This is a genomic window from Aggregatimonas sangjinii, from assembly GCF_005943945.1.
GTDB classification, from domain to species: domain Bacteria; phylum Bacteroidota; class Bacteroidia; order Flavobacteriales; family Flavobacteriaceae; genus Pelagihabitans; species Pelagihabitans sangjinii.
Map to the genome: position 1 here is coordinate 927,269 of NZ_CP040710.1, position 24,979 is coordinate 952,247.

Sequence of the window (24,979 nt, forward strand, 5' to 3'; positions counted from 1 at the left end):
GGCGCAAAAAGAAAAGACCGCCTGAATTGGCGGTCTTTATAAAAATTATAAATAATTAATTTTTAGTCCTCTTCCTCTACTTCCTCTTCCGTATTCGGAATCATAACGGTATCCAAAGCGTGAATCACGCCATTGGCAGCTTGTACGTTGCCAAGGATGACATTGATATCCGTTTGACCGGAACCATCGGTAATACTTATTGCTCCATTTCCTGTAACACTAAACGTAAGATTATCCCCCTCGAAAGTTGCCGAGGAAATATCGCCATCATTGATGTCTTCTGCCCGTACATTCGAGCCGGTAATGACATGATGCGCAAGAATCGACGTCAATAGTTCTTCCTCGGGAATGGCATCTAATTTATCGAAAGCCGTATCTACCGGTGCAAAAACCGTAAATGGTGTGGAGGTTTCGCCGTTCGGAGTACTCAAGAGGCTTACGAAATCGGTCTCTGGGGTCAATTCTGTAAGGGCGCTTACCAATGTAGAAAAGTTAGGGTCGGCCGTGGCAAAGGTTACCACGGTAGGTAAGGGGATTACGGCATCTACGATATGCACGATTCCGTTCGATGCGCCTATATCTGCAGTGGTTACCGAAGAAACTCCGTTAAACCGCACCCCACTGCTCGTATTGAAATAGGTGGTGATTTTACTGCCGGCCGATGGGCCATCGGCAAGAGTGCTCGCATATCCGGAACCTGCCACGGCCAAGTCCGAGGAACTCAAGGCGGCATTGCTACCGGGAATGACATGGTTCAGAAGTACTTGTTGTAATATCTCGACCGGAATATCCTCAAGACTATCAAAATCGTCGTTGGCTGCCAAAAAGGCTTCAAATGCAGCGTTACTCGGTGCCAGTACGGTAAAATTACCATCGGCTTCCAAAGCGCCGACCAAATCGGCCCGTTGCAGCGCAGCGACCAAAGTGGTTAAATCTTGGCTGCCCACAGCAACTTCTACGATATTCTCATCGCTTGTTGGAACTTGCGGGTCATTGTCATCGCTGTCACACGAAATCATCAGAGTGCCCGTTGCGACCATGAGGAAGATTGATTTTAGATACTTTTTCATAATTATTCTGTTTTATATTAAAGTATAAAGTTTAAACATTAAATCAAATGACGTTGACTTAATAAACTTTTTGTGAAAATTTTAATATCGACGAAGTGTTGTATTTTGTCGATAAAATACCAACCATTCTTTGGTTTTAGTCTTTACTTCACAACACCCGGGTGGCAACTTTTGAATCTCATTCGGCTCTTTTTTTGTTAATAATCTTAACGTTTCGTGACTCCATACTTTGCCAATTTATCCATTGAATATCACTATCATCATCCCATTTTGTATTTTTGCAAGTCAATAGTAATGCCAGATGAAAAAAGTAGTCGTAGGACTTTCAGGAGGAGTAGATTCAAGCGTCGCGGCCTATCTTTTAAAAGAGCAGGGGTACGAGGTTATCGGACTGTTTATGAAGAATTGGCACGACGATTCCGTGACGATCTCAGAGGAGTGTCCGTGGCTAGAGGATAGTAACGACGCACTGATCGTGGCCGAAAAGTTGGGTATTCCTTTTCAAACCGTTGATTTGAGTGTTGAATATAAAGAACGGATCGTCGACTATATGTTCAGCGAATATGAAAAAGGGCGTACACCCAATCCAGATGTATTGTGCAATCGAGAGATTAAGTTCGATGTCTTCCTTAAGATCGCTATGCAATTGGGGGCGGACTTTGTAGCAACGGGGCATTACTGCAGAAAGGGAAGTATTCACCATCCCGACGGTAGCGAAATGTTTCGCTTGTTAGGCGGAGCGGACAAAAATAAGGACCAATCCTATTTTTTGTGCCAACTGTCGCAGGAGCAGTTGTCCAAAACGCTCTTTCCTATCGGGGAACTGGAAAAACCGGAGGTGCGACGAATCGCAGCCGAGAATGGCCTTGTCACCGCCGATAAAAAAGACTCACAAGGGCTCTGTTTTATCGGTAAAGTGCGTTTGCCGGAATTTTTACAACAGAAATTACAACCTAAAAAGGGCGTAATCGTTGAAATTCCGGCTGATGTACCCCAGTTGCAAAAAGAGCTTCCCACTTTTGCCGACAAAAAAACCGAACTCGCATATCATGCCGAAAAACCGGTATATGATTTAAAGGACGGGAAGGTGGTAGGGGAACACCAGGGTGCACATTACTTTACCAAAGGACAACGTAAAGGTCTTGATGTAGGTGGAACTAAAGAGCCGCTGTTCGTTATCGAAACAAATGTAGCCGATAACATTATTTATACCGGGCAAGGTAAATCGCATCCCGGACTGTACCGTCGTGCACTTTTCGTGACCAATGAAGAATTGCATTGGGTGCGGCCGGATTTATCCTTGAAAGTAGACGAAACCATGCCCGTAAAAGCGCGAATTCGATACCGACAAACGCTGGAACCAGCAACGTTACATAAGGTAGATTCAGGATTGTATGTCGATTTCGAGCAGATGCAGTCGGCCATTATGGAAGGGCAGTTCGTTGCCTGGTATATCGATGATGAACTCATTGGCTCAGGTGTGATTTCTTAAGTGAAATTTATTTTCCCTTCGAGCGCAGTCGAGAGGTTCTACCACGTAGTTGGTGTAATTCTCGACTGCAATTGAACAGATGATTGGAATTATGAAAAATAAAATCACCCAACTTTTCGGTATTGAATACCCCTTAATACAGGCAGGTATGGTTTGGGCAAGCGGTTGGCGGTTGGCTTCTGCGGTGTCCAACGCCGGGGGACTCGGCCTTCTTGGAGCAGGGAGTATGTATCCCGATGTGTTGCGGGAGCATATTCTGAAATGCCAACAAGCGACACGAAAACCTTTCGGCGTCAATGTTCCGATGCTGTATCCGGATATCGATAAGTTGATGGAAATTATTGTTACGTTAGGTGTTAAAATCGTTTTTACCTCCGCAGGAAATCCAAAGACATGGACGGCCCATTTGAAGGAGAACGGAATAACCGTCGTGCATGTGGTCAGCAGCGTAAAGTTTGCCTCAAAGGCCCAAGAAGCGGGTGTAGACGCAGTCGTTGCCGAAGGTTTTGAAGCGGGCGGTCATAATGGTAGGGATGAGACGACCAGTTTGGTCTTGATTCCTGCGGTAACGGAAAAAATCACGATTCCCATTATTGCTGCGGGGGGTATTGCGACGGGCCGCGCCATGCTTGCCGCAATGGTTTTGGGTGCCGATGGTGTTCAGGTAGGAAGCCGTTTTGTGGCCAGTAATGAAGCTTCTTCCCATGAACGGTTCAAAGAAAAGGTCGTTGCTGCCCAAGAAGGGGATACCCAATTGACCTTAAAAGAGTTGGCTCCGGTTCGATTGATAAAAAACAAGTTCTATGGGGATATTCAAGAGGCCTATGAAAAGGGGGCGTCGGTAGCTGATTTAAAGGAGGTTTTGGGGCGTGCTCGGGCCAAACGCGGTATGTTCGAAGGGGATATGGACGAAGGGGAATTGGAAATCGGACAGGTTTCCGCCCTAATTCACGACATCAAGCCCGCAGCCGAAATCGTTGCGGAAATGATGCAGGAATATGAGGCCGCAAAAAAAGAACTTTTGAACTTTTAAAGAAGACATCCATAAATTGTATATAGCTAGAAACCAACTTTGAACAACGATACGGCATCACTTTTGTGCCAATAGCAGTGCCTTCTGAAATGATTTTACGGAGCGACGGATATCCTCGGCGGTGGTCGCCCAAGAGCAAACACTGACCCGGATTACCTTTCTGTTGTTCCATACTGAACCCCCCGCCCAACAATCCCTTAGTCGTTGTACATATTGCATGGTTTTTAAAGTCAACGCATCTGTATCACATTGCACTAATACTTGATTGAAAACGACATCATTTAAAATGGTAAAGCCATCGATTTTCGAAAGTTCCTCAGCGAACTGCACCGCTCTTTGATGCATTTCGTAAATCATTTCATCGATACCTTCTTTCCCTAGGTATTTCAGGGTGGCCCAAAGTTCGATTACCCGTGCTCTTCTTGACATTTCAGGCGTGTAGAACATACCATCCCGTTGATCGCTTGACACAATATAGCTCCCGGCCATATGCAATGCCGACCGAATGGCCTCTTCGTCGGCGCATAATACAATACCGCTGTCGTACGGGGTGTTCAGTGTTTTATGACCATCTACAGCCCAAGAATCGGCTAGTGCAATCCCTTTGGTTAGGTGGTTCAGTTTGTCTACAGCTGCAGCCCATAAGCCAAAGGCACCATCTATATGAACCCAAGCATTGGCCCGGTTTGCTTTTTTACAGATGTCGTTAAAATTATCGAATGATCCGCTATTGACATTGCCTGCCTGAAGAATTACAATGGTTTTAGCGTCTAATTCGGGAAGGGCCTCCGACAGAATCCTGCCTTGATCGTCGACAGCTACCCATTCTATATTCTCGGTTCCGAAGCCCAACAACGAGATGGCCTTCAATACAGTTGAATGCGCATGCGCCCCGGTTACGATTCGGAGCTTCGGCGCACTATGAAGGCCCTTTTCATTTATATTCCAGCCCAGATTTGAAAGCAACCGGAAGCGTGCTGCCGCCAAACCACAGAAATTGGCGCTTGATGTTCCACTTACAAAACCTGCAACCGTTTTTTCGGGAAGACGAAAGAGGTCTCTCAACCAAGTCTCCACTACTGATTCCAATTTGGAGCCAATGGGTGAGAGCACATGCATGGCCGGAGCTTGGTCCCAAAAGGTAGCCAGGCTTTTTACCGCCAAGCCTGCTGGCACGGCCCCACCGGAAACAAATCCGAAATACCGACCACCTAAGGTTGCCACCGTCGCCGGTGCACCATACGTGCTCAAAAGGTTTAGTATCGTATTGGCGTCGCTGGATGCTGTGGGCATCACTTCATCGAATTCCTTTAAATCGAACAACGCTTTTTCAGAAGGGAAAACGTTCCGATCAAAAATGTTTTCCAAGTATTCATGCCCTAAATGTTGCGCCGCTTGAAAAAGACTGCTGTCCTGCACATCGGCATACATTTTAGTCTGAATCGAATTTGCTCGATTATCGGGATTCGAATCTTTCTGACTGGCAAGCAGGCCGTTCGCGGGATTGTTAGTTGATTTCATGCGCTGTAATTTAAGGTTGTTGGTCTTCTTGGCTTTCATCGATATCGTTCCACAGTTTTTTTAGTGATGGGAAGGATGTCGATTCATCTCTATCGGGTTCTTCGTACGTTACTGCCGTGCTGATAATAGTACTTAATTCTTCAAGTGTGAATCCAGTGAATTGCACAACAATGGCATTTAGCGTTTTTTGGTCAATCGTATCGAGCTTTGAAGTGTCGGTATGAATACCATTTTCCTTCTTGATGCGTAAATCCTGTAAATAATCTTGGGTCATACGCCAATTGTCGCATGCGGTATATTGTGGAGCGTAGTCCGCAAAGAAGCTTTCTATTTCTTGAAGCGCTTCCGTTACCGAAGCGGCTTCGTGAATATTTTCCTCTAGTTGAGTCAGGCCATTATGGCCCGATTTGGAGACCGGCCGGTGTTTATTTCGCAGCTGAGCGCCTATATCACCAAAGAGTAGATAAAATTGCATGGGGTCAAATAGTATACCGATACATTTGAGATGACCGATGGGTTGGCTCATAAATACGGTATCCTGAATCCCAATGATTACCGATCGGTTCACAATAAATCGGTCGTGTGCAGAAGATAATTTTCGTCTTTTGAATCCGCCGCTGATAATAAAAAGTACTTCAATATATCCATCCGGTACAAGCAAATCGGGAGTGATGGAGTGGGGTGGCATTATGTCGGCAGACCAGATGGCAACCACATTTTCCTGTAACGAGGCTATCGTTTCAATATTATGGAGTTGCTTGTTCATTTAAAATTTTTCGTTAAACCATTAAGACATTCAAATATCTAAAAAAGGAATGCACCATAACAGATTCAGTTTTTGTAAATTTGACCAGTACAGATACTTTTTTATGGTGAAGACAAAGAATAAGAATTACCTCTATGTTGATATTGCCCAAAATATAGAGCAGCAAATTTTGGATGGTGTACTCAAGATGGGAGATAAACTGCCCTCTGTACGTGTATTGAAACAAGAATACGGGGTTAGTATCAGTACGATTTTGGAAGCCTATTACCGATTAGAGGGGAAAAATCTGGTAGAGTCTCGGCCGAGATCCGGCTACTACGTTATCTTTTGCGCGAATTCAGTTCCGGATTGCCCCACGAAGACAAATCCGGGAAATAGGGCCGTTTTGGGTAATGTAACGGGAATGATTATTGATTTTTATGAGATGATCGGTGATGAGAATATGATCAATTTTTCATTAGGGGTGCCTGCCCCCGAGCTCATGCCGATTGCGAAAATGACGAAAACGATTCACGAAACAGTGGTTAAATTACCAGCTGGCGGTACTTATTATGATAATATTCAAGGAAGTTTGAACCTAAGACGGCAAATCGCCCAAAGAACCATTTTGTGGGGTGGAGCCATTACCGAGCAAGATTTGATTATTACCGCAGGATGCACTAGTGCCCTTTCGCTGTCTCTTATGGCGGTAACGAAATCGGGAGATACCATCGCTGTAGAAAGTCCGGTGTACTATGGTATTTTACAATTGGCGAATACCTTGGGGCTTCGGGTACTTGAACTACCCACAGATCCTGCAACGGGTATGGATTTGGACGCTTTACAAAGAATTTTAAGGGAGCAGCGGATTGCTGCGATTATGGTCGTCAGTAATTTCAGCAACCCTTTGGGCAGTTTAATGCCCAATAAACATAAGCAAAAGCTTGTACGCATCATTCAGGAATACGAAATTCCATTGATCGAGGATGATATCTGTGGAGAAATATACTACGGTAGGCAAAGACCAAGTACCTGTAAGTATTATGACGATAGTGGCTTGGTGATGTGGGTGGGCTCTTTTTCAAAGACAATTGGTGGTGGTTATCGTGTGGGATGGGTTGCTCCGGGAAAATTCATCTCGAACGTAATGAAATTGAAATTATATCTTTCGTCCTCTACAAGTACGATTCCCCAGGAAGCTATCGCCAATTTTTTGGCCAAGGGAAGGTATGACCATCATTTACGGCGGCTTAGAGAAACCCTTCATACGAATAGTATAAAATATATAGGCGCGATAAGTAACTATTTTCCAGAAGACACTAAAGTAAGCAAGCCCAAAGGAAGTTTTCTGTTGTGGGTCGAACTCAATCCGAAAATAGATATTAGCGTCCTATTTGAACGGGCACAGGCACAGCATATTAGTTTTACGCCCGGGAGTATTTTTACCTTACAAAAGCAATATTCTCACTGTATGCGATTGTGCTATGGTATCGTATGGAGTGAAAAAATAGACCAGGGACTCAAAAAATTAGGCGAATTGGCACATGAGATGCTTTTCGATATGTAATTTCTAGGCAGTATTTTCTTTTACAATGCTGGAGAGTGCCTGTTCCTTTGCTTAAAAACCTGTGGCTTGGCATAACGCTTTCGCTGTGAGGTGAAAGGTGCAACCTTATCTATAAGTCTTAACTAATGTCCTTTAAAATAGCGTTGGTACGATCCAAATCGGCAGTTCGCACGAATACTTCCGTTTCACCGGGTAGGGCAGAGGCAAAACCGGCGAGCCTTGCCGAATCCCCATGGCTTTTAACCAATGCTTTTATACCGGCAGTTTCCAACCTACTGGCCATTCCTTGGGCTTCTATAGAACCGCCAACAAAAATACTTTTGTAATCATAATCCATAACTTCAATTTTAATGCTCTCCTGTACAAAAGCTGGTTGATATCCTCTATATGCTTGTTAAATCTCATCAATGTATCGTAAAGAATTCTCAGTTCCTATTAAGCTTATTTCTAATCTTACCGTTTTTTCATGTTATCATCCGTGAATCCTGCGTTTTTATCTCGCACATTCGAGTTAAACGTGCGCAATATTATAAAAAAGAGCGGATGGGTTTGCAATCATACGTTCTTAAGGATGTTTAATAAAGGCAATTTTTTCTGGCGGTGGCCTACTTACGGTTAGAGAAAGGATAACAAGAATACGATAAGAAAAGCGGATACCCCAAGGGTCAATGTACCCAAGGTAAGTGTTTGGTTCCCCTGCTTTACATTCATTCCTGTAAGTTGCGTAAAAACCCAGAAGAAACTATCGTTGGCATGGGAAACTACAACTGCCCCTGCACCGATGGCTAAGACGGTCAAAGTTCTTATAAACGGTTCATCCAATCCCAAAACCATCATCATTGGTGCTACGATGGAAGCTGTGGTAATCAAGGCCACCGTTGAAGAGCCTTGAGCGATTTTAAGACTGGCCGCTAGAAGAAAAGGAAAAAGTAAGCCCATATTAAGATCGGCAAAGTTTTCGGTAATCGCCTCCGCTATCCCTGAATTTTGAAGCATTTTACCGAAAATTCCCCCAGCGCCCGTAATCATAAGTATGGGGGCTGCTACTTTAAGGGCCTCCCCGAACCATCCCGTTGCCGAAAATATGCGTTGGTCTAACTTTTGCGGAAGTAACAAGGTCAACGCCACACCGATCAATAAGGCAATTACCGGCGTTCCGACGAAGGATACAAAAGGATAAAGGAGGTGTTGTTGAAGGTTCAAGTCTGGATAATCAAAAATCGATTTGGCGATGATCAAAACAATGGGAATTACTATCGACAGGAGCGAGGTGAGTAATTTTGGGGTGTGGTTTGTTTCTGAAACTGCCTCCAATACAATGGGAATTTTTACTCTGGATGCGATTTTTATGGCAAAGAAGTAACACGGTATCAAGGCGATCAAACTAACAAATAAGCCCCAGAGAATCAGATTTCCGAGATCGACTTCCAAAAGAGCCGCAGCCGCTATCGGTCCAGGGGTAGGCGGTACCATCACATGCGTCGCCATAAGACCAAGCCCCAATGCCACAGAGGTACCGGAGAAGGCTACTTTTGCTTTTTTGCTGAGTGTTTTATTCAGGGAGTTCATCATGATAAATGCACTATCGACGAAAACCGGAACGGAAAGCAGATAGCCGGTAAGCATCATGGCAAGGTGAACAAAACGTTCCCCGACCATTCTTAGAATCCATGATGCGATGACCATTGCTCCACCGGATTTTTCCAATACGGTACCGATCACGACTCCAAAGAAAATGATGAGTCCGATTTTACCCATGAGTCCGCCAAAGCCGTCATTAATGGCAACGAGGATTTCAGGAACGGACATTCCGGTCAAAAACCCGTAACCAATAGCGGCAAGCAGTAAAACGAAAAAGGGATGAATTTTAAAGCGAACTATTCCCAGAATAATGGCGGCCAAAGCCAACAGCAAGGCCAAGATGTAAGTCATGGTCGGTGTATTTTCAATGCACCTGAAAATACGTAATTCTCATCAAAGTAAAGCGGGATTCTTAAGCCGGCTCGCCATAGAGGTCGAAATCGGCCGCCTCGATAATCTTGATATCCGCGAAGTCCCCTTGCTTCATATAGAAGCGTGTAGCATCGATAAGTACCTCATTGTCCACATCCGGAGAATCGAATTCGGTGCGCCCCACGAAGTAATTCCCTTCTTTTCTGTCGATAATGCATTTAAAAGTGCTGCCGATTTTCGCCTGGTTTAATTCCCAAGAAATTTGGGATTGTAGCTCCATGATTTCATTGGCGCGATTTTGTTTTACTTCTTCGGGAACATCATCTTGCAAGTTATAGGCATGTGTATCTTCTTCGTGGCTATACGTAAAACAGCCAAGGCGCTCAAAACGCATAGCTTCTACCCACTTTTTGAGGGTTTGAAAATCTTCCTCCGTTTCCCCTGGGTAGCCGACGATCAGCGTGGTTCGAATCGTCATATTCGGAACAGCGGCCCTGAAATCCTGTAAAAGTTTCGTGGTTTTGGCCTGTGTAGTGCCCCGGCGCATGCTTTTCAAGATCGCATCGGAAATGTGCTGCAGGGGGATATCCAAATAGTTACAGATTTTCGGCTCTTTGTTCATAATGTCAAGCACATCCAACGGGAAACCCGTAGGGAAAGCATAATGAAGACGTATCCATTCAATCCCCTCTACCGCAACGAGATGTTCCAGCAACTCCGCCAGATTTCTTTTTTTGTAGAGGTCCAGGCCATAATACGTTAAGTCTTGGGCTATCAAAATCAATTCTTTGACACCTTTTGCGGCCAATTTTTCCGCTTCGGCAACAAGTTCTTCGATCGGTTTGCTTCTGTGCTTACCTCGCATTAGGGGAATCGCGCAGAAAGAACATGGCCTGTCACAGCCTTCGGCAATTTTTAGATAGGCATAATTTTTTGGGGTAGTCGTAAGGCGTTCCCCAAGCAGCTCATGTTTATAGTCGGCACCTAATGCCTTAAGTAAGTTGGGCAGTTCGCTGGTACCGAAGTATTCGTCTACATTAGGAATTTCTTTTTGCAGATCTGGCTTGTAGCGTTCACTCAGGCAGCCGGTAACGAAAACCTTATCTACTATCCCCGATTCTTTTTTTTCAACGAACTCCAAGATCGTATTAACACTTTGCTCCTTGGCATTGTTGATGAAACCGCAGGTATTGATCACCACGATATTCCCCTCCTCTTCATGAACGACGTCTTTATCGTTTGCACGCAGCTGACCCATAAGTACTTCAGAGTCGTAAACGTTTTTGGAACACCCGAGGGTAACTACGTTGATTTTATTCTTCTTGACGGATTTCGTGCGCATAGTTTCAAATAAAGTGCAAAAATACGATTTGGGTTTCCAAGAAAGCCAAAATAACCCACTTAATTGCCCTCGTTCAAATTAAGGTGTCAAGGTGGCCAGTAGAATACTGAGTATAGTTGTGTATATAGGTTCAAGTCAGCAAACCCAAATACTATCAGGGAACGAGAAAAGTTCCTGACCAGCCGTCCCCTTCAAAAGTGTATCGGATCCTTAGGTGATTCGGTCTTTTTAACTTTAAATATTCTATGGAGGAAGGCGCGATTTCAAGGATGCAGAAATGCGCGGTTTCTTCAAGATACGCTACGGCATCCGGATTAGTGATTTCGGTTCCAGGTGCAAGAACCGTGGTATAGTCTTTACGGCTGCTTGGCTGCACGCCACTCCAATATTTTTGCAACGTCTTTTCATCTGTTATAATCTTGGCGCTACCAGTGACTTTGAGTTGTAGTAATTTTTTTGGATGGTAGAACAAAAGGCTCACCTCTGATTTTTCCTTGATATGGTCTATTTTTTTTGTCCTCTTGTCCGTGTAGAATATAAAACCAAGATTTTCGGTAACCCTTCTTAGAACTACGGTACGCATTCTAGGGCTTTTATCACTACCAGCAGTGCCCATAGTGCAATAGCGGAACGGATGTCCCCGCTTGACCGCACCTTGGCGTAATTCCGTCTTCAACTCCTGCAGAAAGGTGTCCGTCATCAATTATTTTTTTAGAATTTAAAGATAGACAATAATAAAAGTGTGTTCGTTGGGATTTCTCAAAGAAAAACTTTTAAAATGCCGTTTGAGTAGCCCCAAAGTACTCGGAACAGTAGTACGTAGTTGAGCGGGAACCATTGCATTATGGGTTTGAAGACAACTTATAGTTTCTTTATGAAACAGGGGTAGGGTTTTTGTTTTTCGGATTGTTATATATACAAATTGCTATGAATTAGATTTTTGATGTGATAACAATTAAGTTCATGTGTTTAGGTTGGTTTTTTTGATTTGATGGAAAGCCCCGACGAAAAGTCGGGGCTTTTTATGTTTAGAGCTCAATTTGAATTACCTTTTCGGTAAGTTGATATCCCGCGAAAACACCTATTGCTCCTTGCTCCGAGAAATTGTTCGGGGCTATGGCGTACTCTACAAACGGATTACCTTCCGCATCGGCATTGGTGCTCGTTGCCCTTAAATTCTGAAATAGGCTCTCTTCGACATTTGCAACTTGTAGCATAATTTCGGTCTCTGAGACAGCTGCATCATTTGATATGAACGTTTCCGATTCACCGTTCAGAACTCCTCCGTCGACCAAATTATCCGATAAGAACGTGTCGGAATCAAAAGGTAGACTGAATTCAAACGATTCAGGTTCCTCTCCTTCGTATTGTACCACCGTACTGACCCTTCCCCCCAGAACATAAAAATTTCGCTGCCCGACCAAATCTTCGAAAGACAGGTTGATATTGGCCAACCTATTGCCGAATGTATCTTCATTGAAAGTTATGAGTTCATTTATTTCCGTTATTGGTTGCGGTATTTTACACGAGGCATTGTACTCATTTCCAGCGACAATGACTTTCAGAAAATATTCTTGATCGGTCAAAATCGGCAGCGAAACGGCATCCGCCAAATAGGTTTTGCTCTCCTCGTCATAGGTTAGGTCGGTCGTATTCCCAGATGCGTCCGAAATCGAAACCAGGGCATCCCTGATCAAGAATTGAGCTTCATTTTCTTCTTGGTCATTGACACTTAAAGGTGTGCCGATTGATGGTAATGCACGAGTTACGTTTACCCGAAGTACGGTGTCTTGGGGCGCTATGTAGCCGGTTATGAAAATCTCCTCCTCCGTATCCAATAGGGTATCTGCATCTACTACCTTCTGGCAGGCCGTAAGCAAGAGAACGGCAATGGCGATTAGTGAAAAATACGTTTTCATGGCTTAAAATTTAAAAGTGTAGTTAAATGACGGAATCAACATGAGCACAGAGGTTCTTGTAAGTTCTTTTTCAACGGTTGCATTTGGGTCTTCCCTATCGTAAAACGAATCGTCTACGGTATAAATAAAAGGATTCTGTCTAGCATAGGAATTATATAAGGAGAATCCCCAAGTTCGTTCTCTATTTTTCCGAAGCTTCTTATGAAATTGGATGCCCAGATCCAGTCTATGACTGGTCTCACCTCTAAAATTATTTCTTTGTGTGGCAAAGTCCTCGGTTGAAAAACTACCTGAATTACTATTCGGAGTCGCTATTGGGAAGCCGTCAGTAGTATTCAAGCGTTGTAAATTCGGTAGGGTGTAATTATTCCCTGTGGAAAGCACCCATGTCGCTGAAAGCGTTATACGATCGTGGGGTTTATAGATACCTACCATTGAAATATCGTGCCTGCGATCATACCTATCGAAGAATTTTTTACCGAGATTCAGCTCATCGAACTGTCGTTCGGACCAAGATAGTGTGTATCCTAACCATCCCGTAAGTTTTCCTGTCTGTTTCCTGAGCAATAGTTCGCCCCCGTAGGCCCAGCCTTGACCGGACGTGATATTATCTTCCCAACTCGTTGTTTTTCCATTTTCCAAATCCTCGAACGCCAAAAACGATGCTCCTTCTTTATAGGCGATTACATCGTTCATCGTTTTGTAATAGCCTTCTACGGTTACCGAGTAATCCTTGTTAAAAAAGTCCTTGGCGATGCCCAGGGCAAACTGTTCCGATGTCTGTGGTTTTACCCTGTCGGTCGAGGAGACCCAAAGGTCCGTCGGAAGCCCGATTCCCGAACTTGATAGCAAATGAATGAACTGGTTCATTCTTGTATACGATGCTTTTAGGGCCATATCAGGTTTAAGGTTGTAGGCGATAGCCAGTCGCGGTTCCGGTTTAATATACTGTTGGTCTTTGTAGTTGAAATAACTGAGTCGGAACCCTGGTGAGATGCGTAGTTTGTCCGAAAGTTTCCAGTCATCTTCGATGTACAAAGCGCCCTCAAATGAATCAAGCTCTTCTTTCGAATCTACGTTTCCAGTAAAATCATCCTTAATCAAGACGCGTTGCGGGGTGAAGTTATGGATGGTAGCGAGTGCTCCAAAACGAATACTGTGTTGGTTGTTAGGAAAATAGTCGTAATCGGTCTTCAGCGTAAAATCATTGATGCCCGAACTGGTATTGAATGAAGAAACTTCTTCTGTACCATCTTCGAAAATTTCCTTGAAATCGCCGGTAACCTTAAATTGATAGTTGCTAAAGATAAGTGAGGTGTTCGAAAAAAGCTTATTGGTGAACTGATGGTTCCATCTGAGGGTAGAAGTGATGTTCCCCCAACCAAGCCTGACCCTATCTTCGTCAAATTGACTTTTGGAATCCGTATAAAATTTGTCCCTGCCGTAGTAATTGCTCCAATACAGTTTGTCTTTCGGGCTGAAGATATGATGCACCTTAAAATTAAGATCGGCAAAATAGTAACCGCCCACCCCTTCTCCGTCTGTTTGCGCTTTAATAAATGGTCGCGCGAGAACATCGGCATAGGTGCGGCGACCGCTTACGATAAAGGATGTTTTCCCCTTATTTATAGGGCCTTCTAATAAAACGGACGAAGAAATTAGTCCAATATTCACTTTCCCGGATAGTTTTTCCTTGTTCCCGTCTTTCATGTCGATTTTGATCACCGAGGATAACCTACCCCCGAAACGAGCGGGAAAACCTCCTTTAAATGCTTCGACCGATTTGATAGCATCACCGTTAAAAACAGAAAAGAAGCCAAAAAGATGATTGGAGTTATACACCACTGCGTCATCTAAAATGATGAGGTTTTGATCAGGAGTACCCCCACGAACGAAAAAACCCGAGCTTCCTTCAGACCCGGCTTGAATGCCAGGAAGTAGCTGCAAGGTTTTCAAGACATCTTTTTCCCCGAGTAATGCCGGTATATCTTGAATTATAGAAGGATTTATTTTCACGGTGCTCATCTGTGTTACTTTGCTATCCTTTATTTTTTCGTCGGCAGTAACGACTACTTCTTCCAACGATTCTGCGGAAGGCGAAAGTTTCAACTCCCAGACAGTATCTTGGTTAAGTTCAATTGTTTTGACCTGGGTAGCGTAACCGATATAGGAAATATAGATTTCGTGCGTGCCTTCGGGAAGGGTTAAGGAAAAAAAGCCATAATCATTGGTAGTCGTACCTAATTTGATTTTCGGTACATATACCGAAACACCCAGAAGGTTTTCCCCGCTTCCGGTTTCCGATATATAACCGCTTATGGTGTGTGTTTGATCGGATTGATAAAGTACTTTCGAAGTCAATCGGTGATCCGGCGTTTTTTTCGAAAACCCTTGGGACATAAGGAGCGAAAAAAACACGGTAAAATACATTTTGTTTGTCAAACTGGTTAGGTTTTTTTGGTTTGTAAAATTGCTTCCTATCATCATCGTAATCCTAGGATGAGGTGATAAGGAAGTTGCAAATGGTTTGGTTTGTTGCGCCTAGTTTTCCAGTTCGATTTAAGGTTGCCATTGGTTGGATTCTTCGGCAAGAAAGAACTATTTTTAATTTGATGTTGTTAACAAAAGAATAAATATGCAAAATATTTCAGCATATAGTGTTAAATCCGAATCAAACGCATAACGTTTGTGAGAATGATTTATTTGAATAGTATTCATGTTATCAATTTGCTATTTCTATACTTAGTCAAACCTCAGATGGCTATCCGGAAAGAAGGTTTTATGGAATTTTAGAACAAGCAAGGCATAAACTAAACACTTCGTCTTTGCACCCAATTTTTTAATCAGCTGTGAAGACATGATATAAAAAAAGCCCCGACAATTAAGTCGGGGCTTCTGTATTGATTAATACTTGAATTATTCGATAATGATGTTGTCGCTATCGAACCATTCATCTCCATCGACTCTTATAATGTAAGTGCCGGTCGGTAGGTTGCTAAGTTCATGATAAACTTTAACCATACCTGTCTCAACATCGTACGATTTAGGAGTTTCTACCAATCTACCGCTAAGGTTGTACAAGCTTACCTGTATCGTCGTTTTGCTGGTAGGAACCACAAAGTTTTTGCTTTGCGAAGCTCCTTTGGCCGTACTGATCGACTTGGTTTTTGTATTCACCTCGAGCGTGATCGTTGAACCGCTTTGCGCAGGTACTGGGTAAACAGCTCCAAGCGCGTAGAAATCGCTGATCCTCGTTCCGTTAGGTCCACAGCTGCTTCCATCAGGAAAGTTCAACGTGAACACTGTAGAACCAACACAACCATCTGGAGATACCCAGGAAATGTTGATATCCCCAAAGTCGGATTCTTGAAGATCTAATTTCTCAACCCTTTGGTTGCCTGGCCAGATCGGTCGACTATCCTGCACAATGACATCCCCGTTAGGGAATTCGAAGGTGAAACTCCACTCAGAGTAATCTTCGGCTAGGCCATCGAAAAGGTTGTCGGGATCCATGTGCATCCATAAGTATAGGTTATCCCCTAAACAAGCCGCAGTACTATTTCCAGGCGTATAGGTTCCGGGTTGATCACGTGGTAGAATCTTGAATGCCGGGTTGATACCACAAGCACTGTTGACATTTACCGTAACGGAATCTTCTCCGATGCACCCTAAATCATTGACTACCGTAACCGAGTAGGTAGTAGTGCCTATTGGCGCTACCGTTATCGATGCAGTAGACTCGCCTGTCGACCATAGAATAGTATCGGAATCTCCAGCCCCACTTACGGTTAGTAAAGTACTTTCCCCAGACTCTATGGTAACATCCGGACCAGCATCGATGGCGATTGATTGAACCTCTACTGTAAACGATAGTTCCGCCGAGCAATCTGGAATGGTACTATCCGTAACTACTACCGTATAGGTCGTAGTTTCCGTCGGAGCTACCGTAATCGAAGCGGTGGTTTCACCATTGCTCCATAGGTAGGTGTCACCACCCGAAGCCAATATGGTAGCTTCCTCACCAACACATATTTCCTCTTCTCCTAAAACGGTAGCATCGATATCGCAAAGGCTGATAAGTCCCGCATCGATTGTCGTGATATCCGTGCCGCCTACAGTAAAGCAACCGGTTACGCCATTGGCATCGGCGTCCGAATTAAGTGCTGAATCCCCGACATTACTCTCTGTAAATTCAAACCCACCCGGAGTGCTGAACACGACATAATATTCGCCGCTATTCGGGCATACGTCTAAGGCGTAATAACCAGGCGCATTGGTCGTGGGTTCATTGGCCGTAACTGTAGAACTGATCATAGTACCTCCAGAGTTCGAACCATCATTGCATTGGTACAAGGTTACGGTAACTCCATTTACCCCGGTATCACCATCATCCTGAATACCATTTTCGTTAACATCGTTCCAGACGTAATCCCCAACGGAAACCTTGTTTTCCACATTTACAAAAACATCATCGGTATCTGTACAGCCCTCAGCGGAAGTTACAGTAACCGTATATGTTGTAGCTGCTGTAGGTGCTACTTCGATGGCAGCGGTGGTTTCACCATTGCTCCATAGATAACTTACACCACCAGTTGCGGTCAAGGTAAGCAACTCCCCACTGCATGAAGTAACATCGCTACCCGCATTGGCAACGACCTCTGGGTTGATCGATACGACGACTTCGTCTGTATCGGTACAGCCTTCGGCCGAGGTAACCTCCACGGTATAGGTAGTATCCTCCGTTGGGGAAACGATAATGGATGCCGATGTCTCACCGGTACTCCATAGATAGGTTCCGCCCCCGCTCGCGGTCAATGTCGCATCGTCGCCTGAGCAGACCGCGATATCGGCTCCCGCATTGGCAACGACCTCTGGGTTGATCGATACGACGACTTCGTCCGTATCGGTACAGCCTTCGGCCGAGGTAACCTCCACGGTATAGGTAGTATCCTCTGTTGGGGAAACGATAATGGATGCCGATGTCTCACCGGTACTCCATAGATAGGTTCCGCCCCCGCTCGCGGTCAATGTCGCATCGTCGCCTGAGCAGACCGCGATATCGGCTCCCGCATTGGCAACGACCTCCGGGTTGATCGATACGACGACCTCGTCCGTATCGGTACAGCCTTCGGCCGAGGTAACCTCCACGGTATAGGTAGTATCCTCCGTCGGGGAAACGATAATGGATGCCGATGTCTCACCGGTACTCCATAGGTAGCTTTCGCCACCGCTCGCGGTCAATGTCGCATCGTCTCCCGAGCAGATCGCGATATCGGCTCCCGCATTGGCAACGACCTCTGGGTTGATCGATACGACGACCTCGTCCGTATCGGTACAGCCTTCGGCCGAGGTAACCTCCACGGTATAGGTAGTATCCTCTGTTGGGGAAACGATAATGGATGCCGATGTCTCACCGGTACTCCATAGATAGGTTCCGCCCCCGCTCGCGGTCAATGTCGCATCGTCGCCTGAGCAGACCGCGATATCGGCTCCCGCATTGGCAACGACCTCCGGGTTGATCGATACGACGACTTCGTCCGTATCGGTACAGCCTTCGGCCGAGGTAACCTCCACGGTATAGGTAGTATCCTCCGTTGGGGAAACGATTATGGATGCCGATGTCTCACCGGTACTCCATAGATAGGTTCCGCCCCCGCTCGCGGTCAATGTCGCATCGTCGCCTGAGCAGACCGCGATATCGGCTCCCGCATTGGCAACGACCTCTGGGTTGATCGATACGACGACCTCGTCCGTATCGGTACAGTCTTCGGCCGAGGTAACCTCCACGGTATAGGTAGTATCCTCCGTTGGGGAAACGATAATGGATGCCGATGTCTCACCGGTACTCCATAGGTAGCTTTCGCCACCGGAAGCGGTAAGTGTCGCGCTCTCGCCAACACAAACAGCAACATCATCGCCAGCAACTGCGATTACAATTGGGTTAATAGAAACTACAACTTCATCGGTATCCTCGCAGCCATCATCCGAAGTAACGGTAACGGTATAAGTCGTGTCTACAGTTGGGGAAACTGTTATAGAAGCAGTCGTGTCGCCCGTGCTCCACAAGTATGTTCCACCACCTGAAGCCGTTAGGATTGTACTGTCTCCAGTACAGATTGCTATGTCGGCACCTGCATCCGCTGTCGGAAGTGGGTTTACATTAATCATTGCACCATTCACATCCAGAGAGGCACAAAGATCGCCACCACCTTGAACTAAGAGCGCATTGACCTGTCCGCCAGTAGTCTCACCAGGAGTTACGACACTTAACGGGTCGAAATCGCTTGGAAATACAAATGGGTGTATCGTGTACATACCGGCATCGGCAACACTGAACTCGGGAGTACTTGAAAGGTCCTGGATGACCAGATCATCTCCCGAAGTAAGTACGTATGCCAAAGTGTATCCTGCAGGTACTTGTGCGTTTCCATCAGGTATTGCCAATATTGTGGCTGCACCACCATCTAAACATACCGCTGGGGTAGGAGTGATAGTTCCAGCCTGCGGATCGGTAACCGTTACAACAGCACTATCGGAAGCTTCACAGCCTTCAGCACTGGTTACGGTAACAGTATATTCACCGGCATCGCTGACGGTTATGGAAGCGGTGGTCTCACCATTGCTCCACAGGTAGGTCACATCATCCGATCCTTCTGCCGTTAAAGTAGCCGTTTGGCCTGCGCAAATTTCCGCATCCTCGACACTAACTTCTGGTAAAGGGTTTACATTGACCATCGCACCTGTCACATCCAAAGAGGCGCAAAGATCGCCACCACCTTGAACCAAGAGTGCATTGACCTGTCCTCCAGTAGTCTCACCAGGAGTTACTACACTTAACGGGTCGAAATCACTTGGAAATACAAATGGGTGTATCGTGTACTTACCGGCATCGGCAACACTGAACTCGGGAGCGTTTGAAAGGTCTTGGATGACCAAATCATCTCCTGAAGTCAATACATAAGCCAACGTATATCCGGTTGGAACCACTGCGTTGCCATCTGGTACGGCAGAAATCATAACACTATCGCCCTCTAAGCAAACTGCCGGATTTGGAATGATAGTTCCGGCCTGGGGATCCAGTACGATTACCACTACTTCATCGGTATCTTCACAAGCATCATCAGTAGTTACGGTTACGGTATAGGTAGTATCGGAGGTTGGAGAAACCGTAATAGAAGCTGTTGTAGCTCCAGTGCTCCACAAATATGTGGCGCCACCCGTAGCAGTTAAGGTTACTTCCCCCGTTGCACAAATGGTCACATCATCACCTGCATCTGCAAAGTCTGTTGGACAAGGAATATTAATTCCCGCATCGAATGTCAGGTCGTCGTCCTGTCCGGCCGTCACGGTGAACGGCTGTGTATTGCCGTCTTGGTCCGCGTCTGAATCGGCCGCATCGTCACCGCCCTGGTCGGCCGGTGAGAAGACGTAGTCGGCGGGCAACGTGCCCGGTACGAACATGATCACGTACTCGCCCGGTGCAACGGCCTCGAAGAGGTAGTTCCCGTTGGCATCGGTAACGGTCTCGTCGATGACGTTCCCTGCGGTGTCCTTAAGCTGTACGGTGACCCCTGCGACACCGTCCTCGTCGGGATCCTGTACGCCGTCCCGGTCGTTGTCGAAGAACACGGTATCGCCTATGTTGACGGGATTGAATATCCCGGCATCGATGGTCGTGTCGTTCTCCCCTGGGGAGAGCTCGACGCAATCGCTCACGCCGTCCTCGTCCACGTCTGAATCGGCCGCATCGTCACCGCCCTGGTCGGCGGGCGAAGTCACGAAATCTGCAGGTACGTCGATACCGACATAGTATTCGGTATTGGGTTCCAGGTCGGCGAACTCGTAGTTGCCATTACCGTCGGTTGTCGTTGTCGCGATGGCCTCGGTCTCCCCACAGATGTAGAGACTGACCGTGATGCCTGAAACGCCTTCCTCGCCCGGGTCCTGTATACCGTCCTGATCTTCGTCGAGGAACACGGTATCGCCAAGTGAGGCCCTCGGCAGGTTGATTCCCGCATCGAATGTCAGGTCGTCGTCCTGTCCGGCCGTCACGGTAAAGGGCTGCGTATTGCCATCGGTGTCGGCATCGGAATCGGCCGCATCGTCACCGCCCTGGTCGGCCGGTGAGAAGACGTAGTCGGCGGGCAATGTGCCCGGTACGAACATGATCACGTACTCGCCCGGTGCAACGGCCTCGAAGAGGTAGTTCCCGTTGGCATCTGTGGCGGTCTCCTCGATGACGTTCCCTGCGGTGTCCTTAAGCTGTACTGTCACCCCTGCGACACCGTCCTCGTCGGGATCCTGTACGCCGTCCCGGTCGTTGTCGAAGAACACGGTATCGCCCACGTTGACGGGGTTGTATATCCCTGCGTCTATGGTCGTGTCGTTCTCCCCTGGGGAGAGCTCGACGCAATCGCTCACGCCGTCCTCGTCCACGTCTGAATCGGCCGCATCGTCACCGCCCTGGTCGGCGGGCGAAGTCACGAAATCTGCAGGTACGTCGATACCGACGTAGTATTCGGTATTGGGTTCCAGGTCGGCGAACTCGTAGTTGCCATTACCGTCGGTTGTCGTTGTCGCGATGGCCTCGGTCTCCCCACAGATGTAGAGGCTGACCGTGATGCCTGAAACGCCTTCCTCGCCCGGGTCCTGTATACCGTCCTGATCTTCGTCGAGGAACACGGTATCGCCAAGTGAGGCCCTCGGCAGGTTGATTCCCGCATCGAATGTCAGGTCGTCGTCCTGTCCGGCCGTCACGGTGAACGGCTGTGTATTGCCGTCTTGGTCCGCGTCGGAATCGGCCGCATCGTCACCGCCCTGGTCGGTCGGTGAGAAGACGTAGTCGGCGGGCAACGTGCCCGGTACGAACATGATCACGTACTCGCCCGGTGCAACGGCCTCGAAGAGGTAGTTCCCGTTGGCATCTGTGGCGGTCTCGTCGATGACGTTCCCTGCGGTGTCCTTAAGCTGTACTGTCACCCCTGCGACACCGTCCTCGTCGGGATCCTGTACGCCGTCCCGATCGTTGTCGAAGAACACGGTATCGCCCACGTTGACGGGGTCAAAAATACCGGCATCCACGGTAAGGTTATCATCATCTAGGATTTCGAAACATCCTGAATTTCCATTATCGTCAATGTCGGAATCGGTAGTGTCATCCGAACAATTATTACTTTCGGTAGCTTCGAAGCCAGTTGGAATATCGAAAACTACGATATACTCTCCTGAATTTCTACAGACCTTGAAATTGTAATAACCCGGCAATCCGTTTGAATCGTCCTGTGTTTCCATAGAAGCGATTGCATTTCCGGTAGGATTTGTTCCATCGGTACATTGAAAAAGAGAAACGGTAATGCCGTTGATTCCCATTTCTCCATCCTGACAACCGTCTTGATTTTCGTCGTTCCAAACATAGTTGCCGATATTCACTTGGTCTTCAACAATGACCATGGCACCTGCAACATCCAAAGATGCGCAAAGATCACCACCCCCTTGCACCAATAGTGCATTTACCTCACCACCTGTGGTAACTCCGGGAGTAACCACACTTAATGGATCAAAGGAAGAAGGATACACAAAAGGATGTATGGTATATTTTCCGTCTGCGGAAACGCTGAATTCAGGTTCTGTCGAAAGGTTCTGAATGACCAAATCATCTCCCGATGTCAATACATAGGCTAAGGTATATCCGTCAGGAATGGTTGCATCACCGTTTGGGCTTGCTGAAATTCCGACTAATCCGGTTTCCAGACAGACTGTTCCGGCCACTGGGGTTACGGTTCCTGCATCCGGATCGGAAACGATGACCATAGCACCTACCACATCCAAAGATGCGCAAAGGTCGCCTCCTCCTTGAACTAAAAGACTATTGACGTCAAATCCTGTTGTACTTCCGAATTCAACAACTGTCGATGGATCGAAATCAGAAGGGAATACAAAAGGATGAATCGTATATTTTCCACCTTCGGCAATATTGAATTCAGGAGCGCTGGATAGGTCTTGGATGACCAAATCGTCCCCTGAAGTCAGTACAAATGCCAAGGTGTACCCATCGGGTACATTGGCATCACCAGCTGGATTTCCGGTAATCGTCACATCTTCCCCTGTAAGGCATACGGCTGCCGGATTCGGCGAAATCGTACCTGCTTGTGGATCGTTTACCGTTACGATTACACTATCCGTTCCTGTACAACCGGTATCACCAGTCACCTCTACCGTATATTCACCAGCTTGGGTGACTGTTATTTCCGCTGTGGTCTCCCCGGTACTCCACAAATAGGTTTCTCCTCCGGAAGCGGTCAATACCGCCTCTTGTCCTTCGCAAATTTCGATATCAGGACCGGCATCGGCAGTAATTTCGCCAATGGTTACCGTTACCTCATCTGTAACGGAACAGCCACTGCAACTGGTCGCGGTTACGGAATAGGTAGTTGTTTCATCGGGTGAAACAATAATTGACTGGGTGGTTTCCCCGTTTGACCATAGGTAATCGATATCAGACGTTGACGTTCCTTCACATGAAGAAGCGTTGATTCTAATCGTATCTAAATCCCAGACACTTTTGTCTCCATTGTTATCAAATTGATCGTAGGCATACAATTCGAAGGAAAATGTGGCCGATTCTCCTTCGGCTACAATAAATTCATCATTATTTGCAAAATCGAAGAACCTATTTAACCAATTGCTCTGCGAGGTTGGTATATCTACCTCTCTAAATATTTCCTGCCCATTTTTTAGTACGCGATAACCAAATCGGGTAGGATAATTATTACGCCCTTCGTTCACCGAATTGTTTTGAGAAGAGGTTTGTCGGTAGTGTTCCGGAGCAAATTCGTCAAATGAAAAACTATCCAATTTAGCCGCTTGGCCCTTGTCAGCGTTCAATGTGTAATCGAAACGTACTGCCCTTGGTGCATCATCGATAAAGGAGTTGGAATCCGCTCCTCCAAATCCAAAACAGGCCGCCCTTCCAGGATCAGACCTTGTTGTACAGGAATGAGGTCCTTCATTGCGATATACAATGCTCGCATTTACAGTTGCAAAATCGAGATTTGTAATCGCAGGTGTAAATTCACTATAGTCGTTGGGGCTATTATTTCCTCCAACGGAATAACAATCCGCTAGATCGTATAGTACACTTTGATGTCCGTCAGAAAAACTACCGGACTCATCACAGGTTGAGCATTCCGGTTCACTGGATGGATTCGCGGTAAGCGTTACTTCCTCCTCGGGGCAACTCTCTACATCATCACCTGCATCTACTTCAAAAGCCGTAACTACTACGGTATCGCTATCCCGGCAACCTTCACAATTTTCGACGCGAACGCGATATGTTCCTGGCTGGTCGACTTGAATATTTTGGCTGTTTCTGTTCCCGATGATATTGCCATCTTGAGTGCTCCATCGGTATGTAACTTCAGCATTGTTGTCTTGCGGTTGGCAATCGCCTAGAGCCACATTGATGTCACCTTTCTCGTAATAACCATTTCCTCCGCTCAGCGTAAACCACCCTGATGCTCCAAAGCCGGTCCTCGTAACATCTCCACCATCACCAATCTGAAATGACGGACCGTCGGCGTGCACTGTATAAGTACCATGTCGGTTGGATATAATGGTACCCTCAACGTTGGGGTAATAACCGAAAGTTGAAAAATCTTGATTGTAATGACAGGAATTGTTCGGGTCATTATTGTCCTTTGGACTATCATCTCTATGGTCATCGGGATCACCCATGGGAGGATTGGTAGTGTATCCACTGTAAAGAATGTCCACTTGAACCGTATCATGTCCATTAGATGCAGTAGCTGTAAATCTTGCCGTACCATCATCGAAGGTCTCAAAATTTTGGTTGCTTGCTATGAACCGGGGTTCATCTTCATTATGGCTAACGATGTAAACTGTTTCAAAGCCGTTGTTACTGCTGTTACTACTATTACATTTTCGTTGTTCGATGATAGGATACACGCAGCCGGTAGAACAGGTATTGTTATTCTGAACAGAAGCACTTAATTGAAGAGGTTCATCAGAACAGAGTTCCTGATCAGGCCCGGCGTTGACATGAATGTCGCAAGGCGGTGCCAGATTATCCAAAGCTGTTGGTGCCCCATTGGTATGGACATCATTTTCGTAGTTGGTGTTCTCCTCCCAAGACTCATTTGACAAAGAGGTCTCTATGGTAGTGTTTTCGGCACCATAGAAGTTCGCAAGCGTTGATTTTGTATGGTCTCCTGTTGCCAGCAAAAGAATTGGCGCAAAAAGGAGTACGCATACCAGTTTCGCAACTGACTGAAATGCAGTGTAATTTTTAATCATTTTCCGTAATGTGTTATTATTAGAA

13 protein-coding genes are annotated in these 24,979 nt (G+C 46.2%); 3 read left to right on the plus strand and 10 right to left on the minus strand.

The annotated features are described in order from the left end of the window. Positions 1-62: 62 nt before the first annotated feature. On the minus strand, positions 63-1,070 hold the full coding sequence (locus FGM00_RS03885) for a fasciclin domain-containing protein (protein ID WP_138851646.1): 1,008 nt from the start codon (positions 1,068-1,070) through the stop codon (positions 63-65). Positions 1,071-1,371: 301 nt separating this feature from the next. Here FGM00_RS03885 and mnmA point away from each other — a divergent pair, with 301 nt between their 5' ends. After that, on the plus strand, positions 1,372-2,562 hold the full coding sequence (mnmA, locus tag FGM00_RS03890; RefSeq protein WP_138851647.1) for a tRNA 2-thiouridine(34) synthase MnmA: 1,191 nt from the start codon (positions 1,372-1,374) through the stop codon (positions 2,560-2,562). Positions 2,563-2,653: 91 nt separating this feature from the next. Further along, the gene (locus FGM00_RS03895) at positions 2,654-3,595 is read left to right on the plus strand and encodes an NAD(P)H-dependent flavin oxidoreductase (protein ID WP_138851648.1); all 942 of its coding nucleotides are present in this window, start codon (positions 2,654-2,656) and stop codon (positions 3,593-3,595) included. Positions 3,596-3,652: 57 nt separating this feature from the next. On the opposite strand, the gene FGM00_RS03900 is transcribed toward FGM00_RS03895, so the two are convergent. Continuing rightward, positions 3,653-5,155: a pyridoxal phosphate-dependent decarboxylase family protein gene (locus FGM00_RS03900; protein WP_236262896.1), complete on the minus strand. Its 1,503-nt coding sequence runs from the start codon at positions 5,153-5,155 to the stop codon at positions 3,653-3,655. Continuing rightward, positions 5,127-5,882, minus strand: a complete 756-nt coding sequence (locus FGM00_RS03905) for a DUF6597 domain-containing transcriptional factor (protein WP_138851650.1) — start codon at positions 5,880-5,882, stop codon at positions 5,127-5,129. The genes FGM00_RS03900 and FGM00_RS03905 overlap by 29 nt, the downstream gene beginning before the upstream one ends. Before the next feature lie 103 nt (positions 5,883-5,985). On the opposite strand from FGM00_RS03905, the gene FGM00_RS03910 reads away from it, so the two are divergent. Next, the gene (locus FGM00_RS03910; RefSeq protein WP_138851651.1) at positions 5,986-7,428 is read left to right on the plus strand and encodes an aminotransferase-like domain-containing protein; all 1,443 of its coding nucleotides are present in this window, start codon (positions 5,986-5,988) and stop codon (positions 7,426-7,428) included. A 118-nt stretch (positions 7,429-7,546) separates the two neighbouring features. Here the strand turns inward: FGM00_RS03910 and FGM00_RS03915 are convergent, their stop codons facing one another. The 7 genes from FGM00_RS03915 to FGM00_RS03945 all read right to left on the minus strand — a co-directional run bounded on the left by FGM00_RS03915 (position 7,547) and on the right by FGM00_RS03945 (position 24,954). After that, positions 7,547-7,765 carry a putative signal transducing protein gene (locus FGM00_RS03915; RefSeq protein WP_138851652.1) on the minus strand — a complete coding sequence of 73 codons (219 nt, stop codon included), beginning with the start codon at positions 7,763-7,765 and terminating at the stop codon, positions 7,547-7,549. Between the two features lie 278 nt (positions 7,766-8,043). After that, positions 8,044-9,360 (minus strand): GntP family permease, encoded by a 1,317-nt coding sequence (locus FGM00_RS03920; protein WP_138851653.1) that lies wholly within the window; start codon positions 9,358-9,360, stop codon positions 8,044-8,046. Positions 9,361-9,421: 61 nt separating this feature from the next. Then, on the minus strand, positions 9,422-10,723 hold the full coding sequence (rimO, locus tag FGM00_RS03925; protein ID WP_138851654.1) for a 30S ribosomal protein S12 methylthiotransferase RimO: 1,302 nt from the start codon (positions 10,721-10,723) through the stop codon (positions 9,422-9,424). Positions 10,724-10,877: 154 nt separating this feature from the next. Next, a complete protein-coding gene (locus FGM00_RS03930) occupies positions 10,878-11,423 on the minus strand; it encodes a pyridoxamine 5'-phosphate oxidase family protein (protein WP_138851655.1) in 546 nt (181 codons plus the stop codon). A gap of 328 nt (positions 11,424-11,751) precedes the next feature. Next, positions 11,752-12,642: a DUF4249 family protein gene (locus tag FGM00_RS03935; RefSeq protein WP_138851656.1), complete on the minus strand. Its 891-nt coding sequence runs from the start codon at positions 12,640-12,642 to the stop codon at positions 11,752-11,754. Positions 12,643-12,645: 3 nt separating this feature from the next. After that, the gene (locus tag FGM00_RS03940; protein WP_236262897.1) at positions 12,646-15,084 is read right to left on the minus strand and encodes a TonB-dependent receptor; all 2,439 of its coding nucleotides are present in this window, start codon (positions 15,082-15,084) and stop codon (positions 12,646-12,648) included. A 474-nt stretch (positions 15,085-15,558) separates the two neighbouring features. Then, entirely contained in the window at positions 15,559-24,954 is a 9,396-nt protein-coding gene (locus FGM00_RS03945; RefSeq protein ID WP_138851657.1) for an SdrD B-like domain-containing protein, read from the minus strand. Positions 24,955-24,979: the final 25 nt, after the last annotated feature.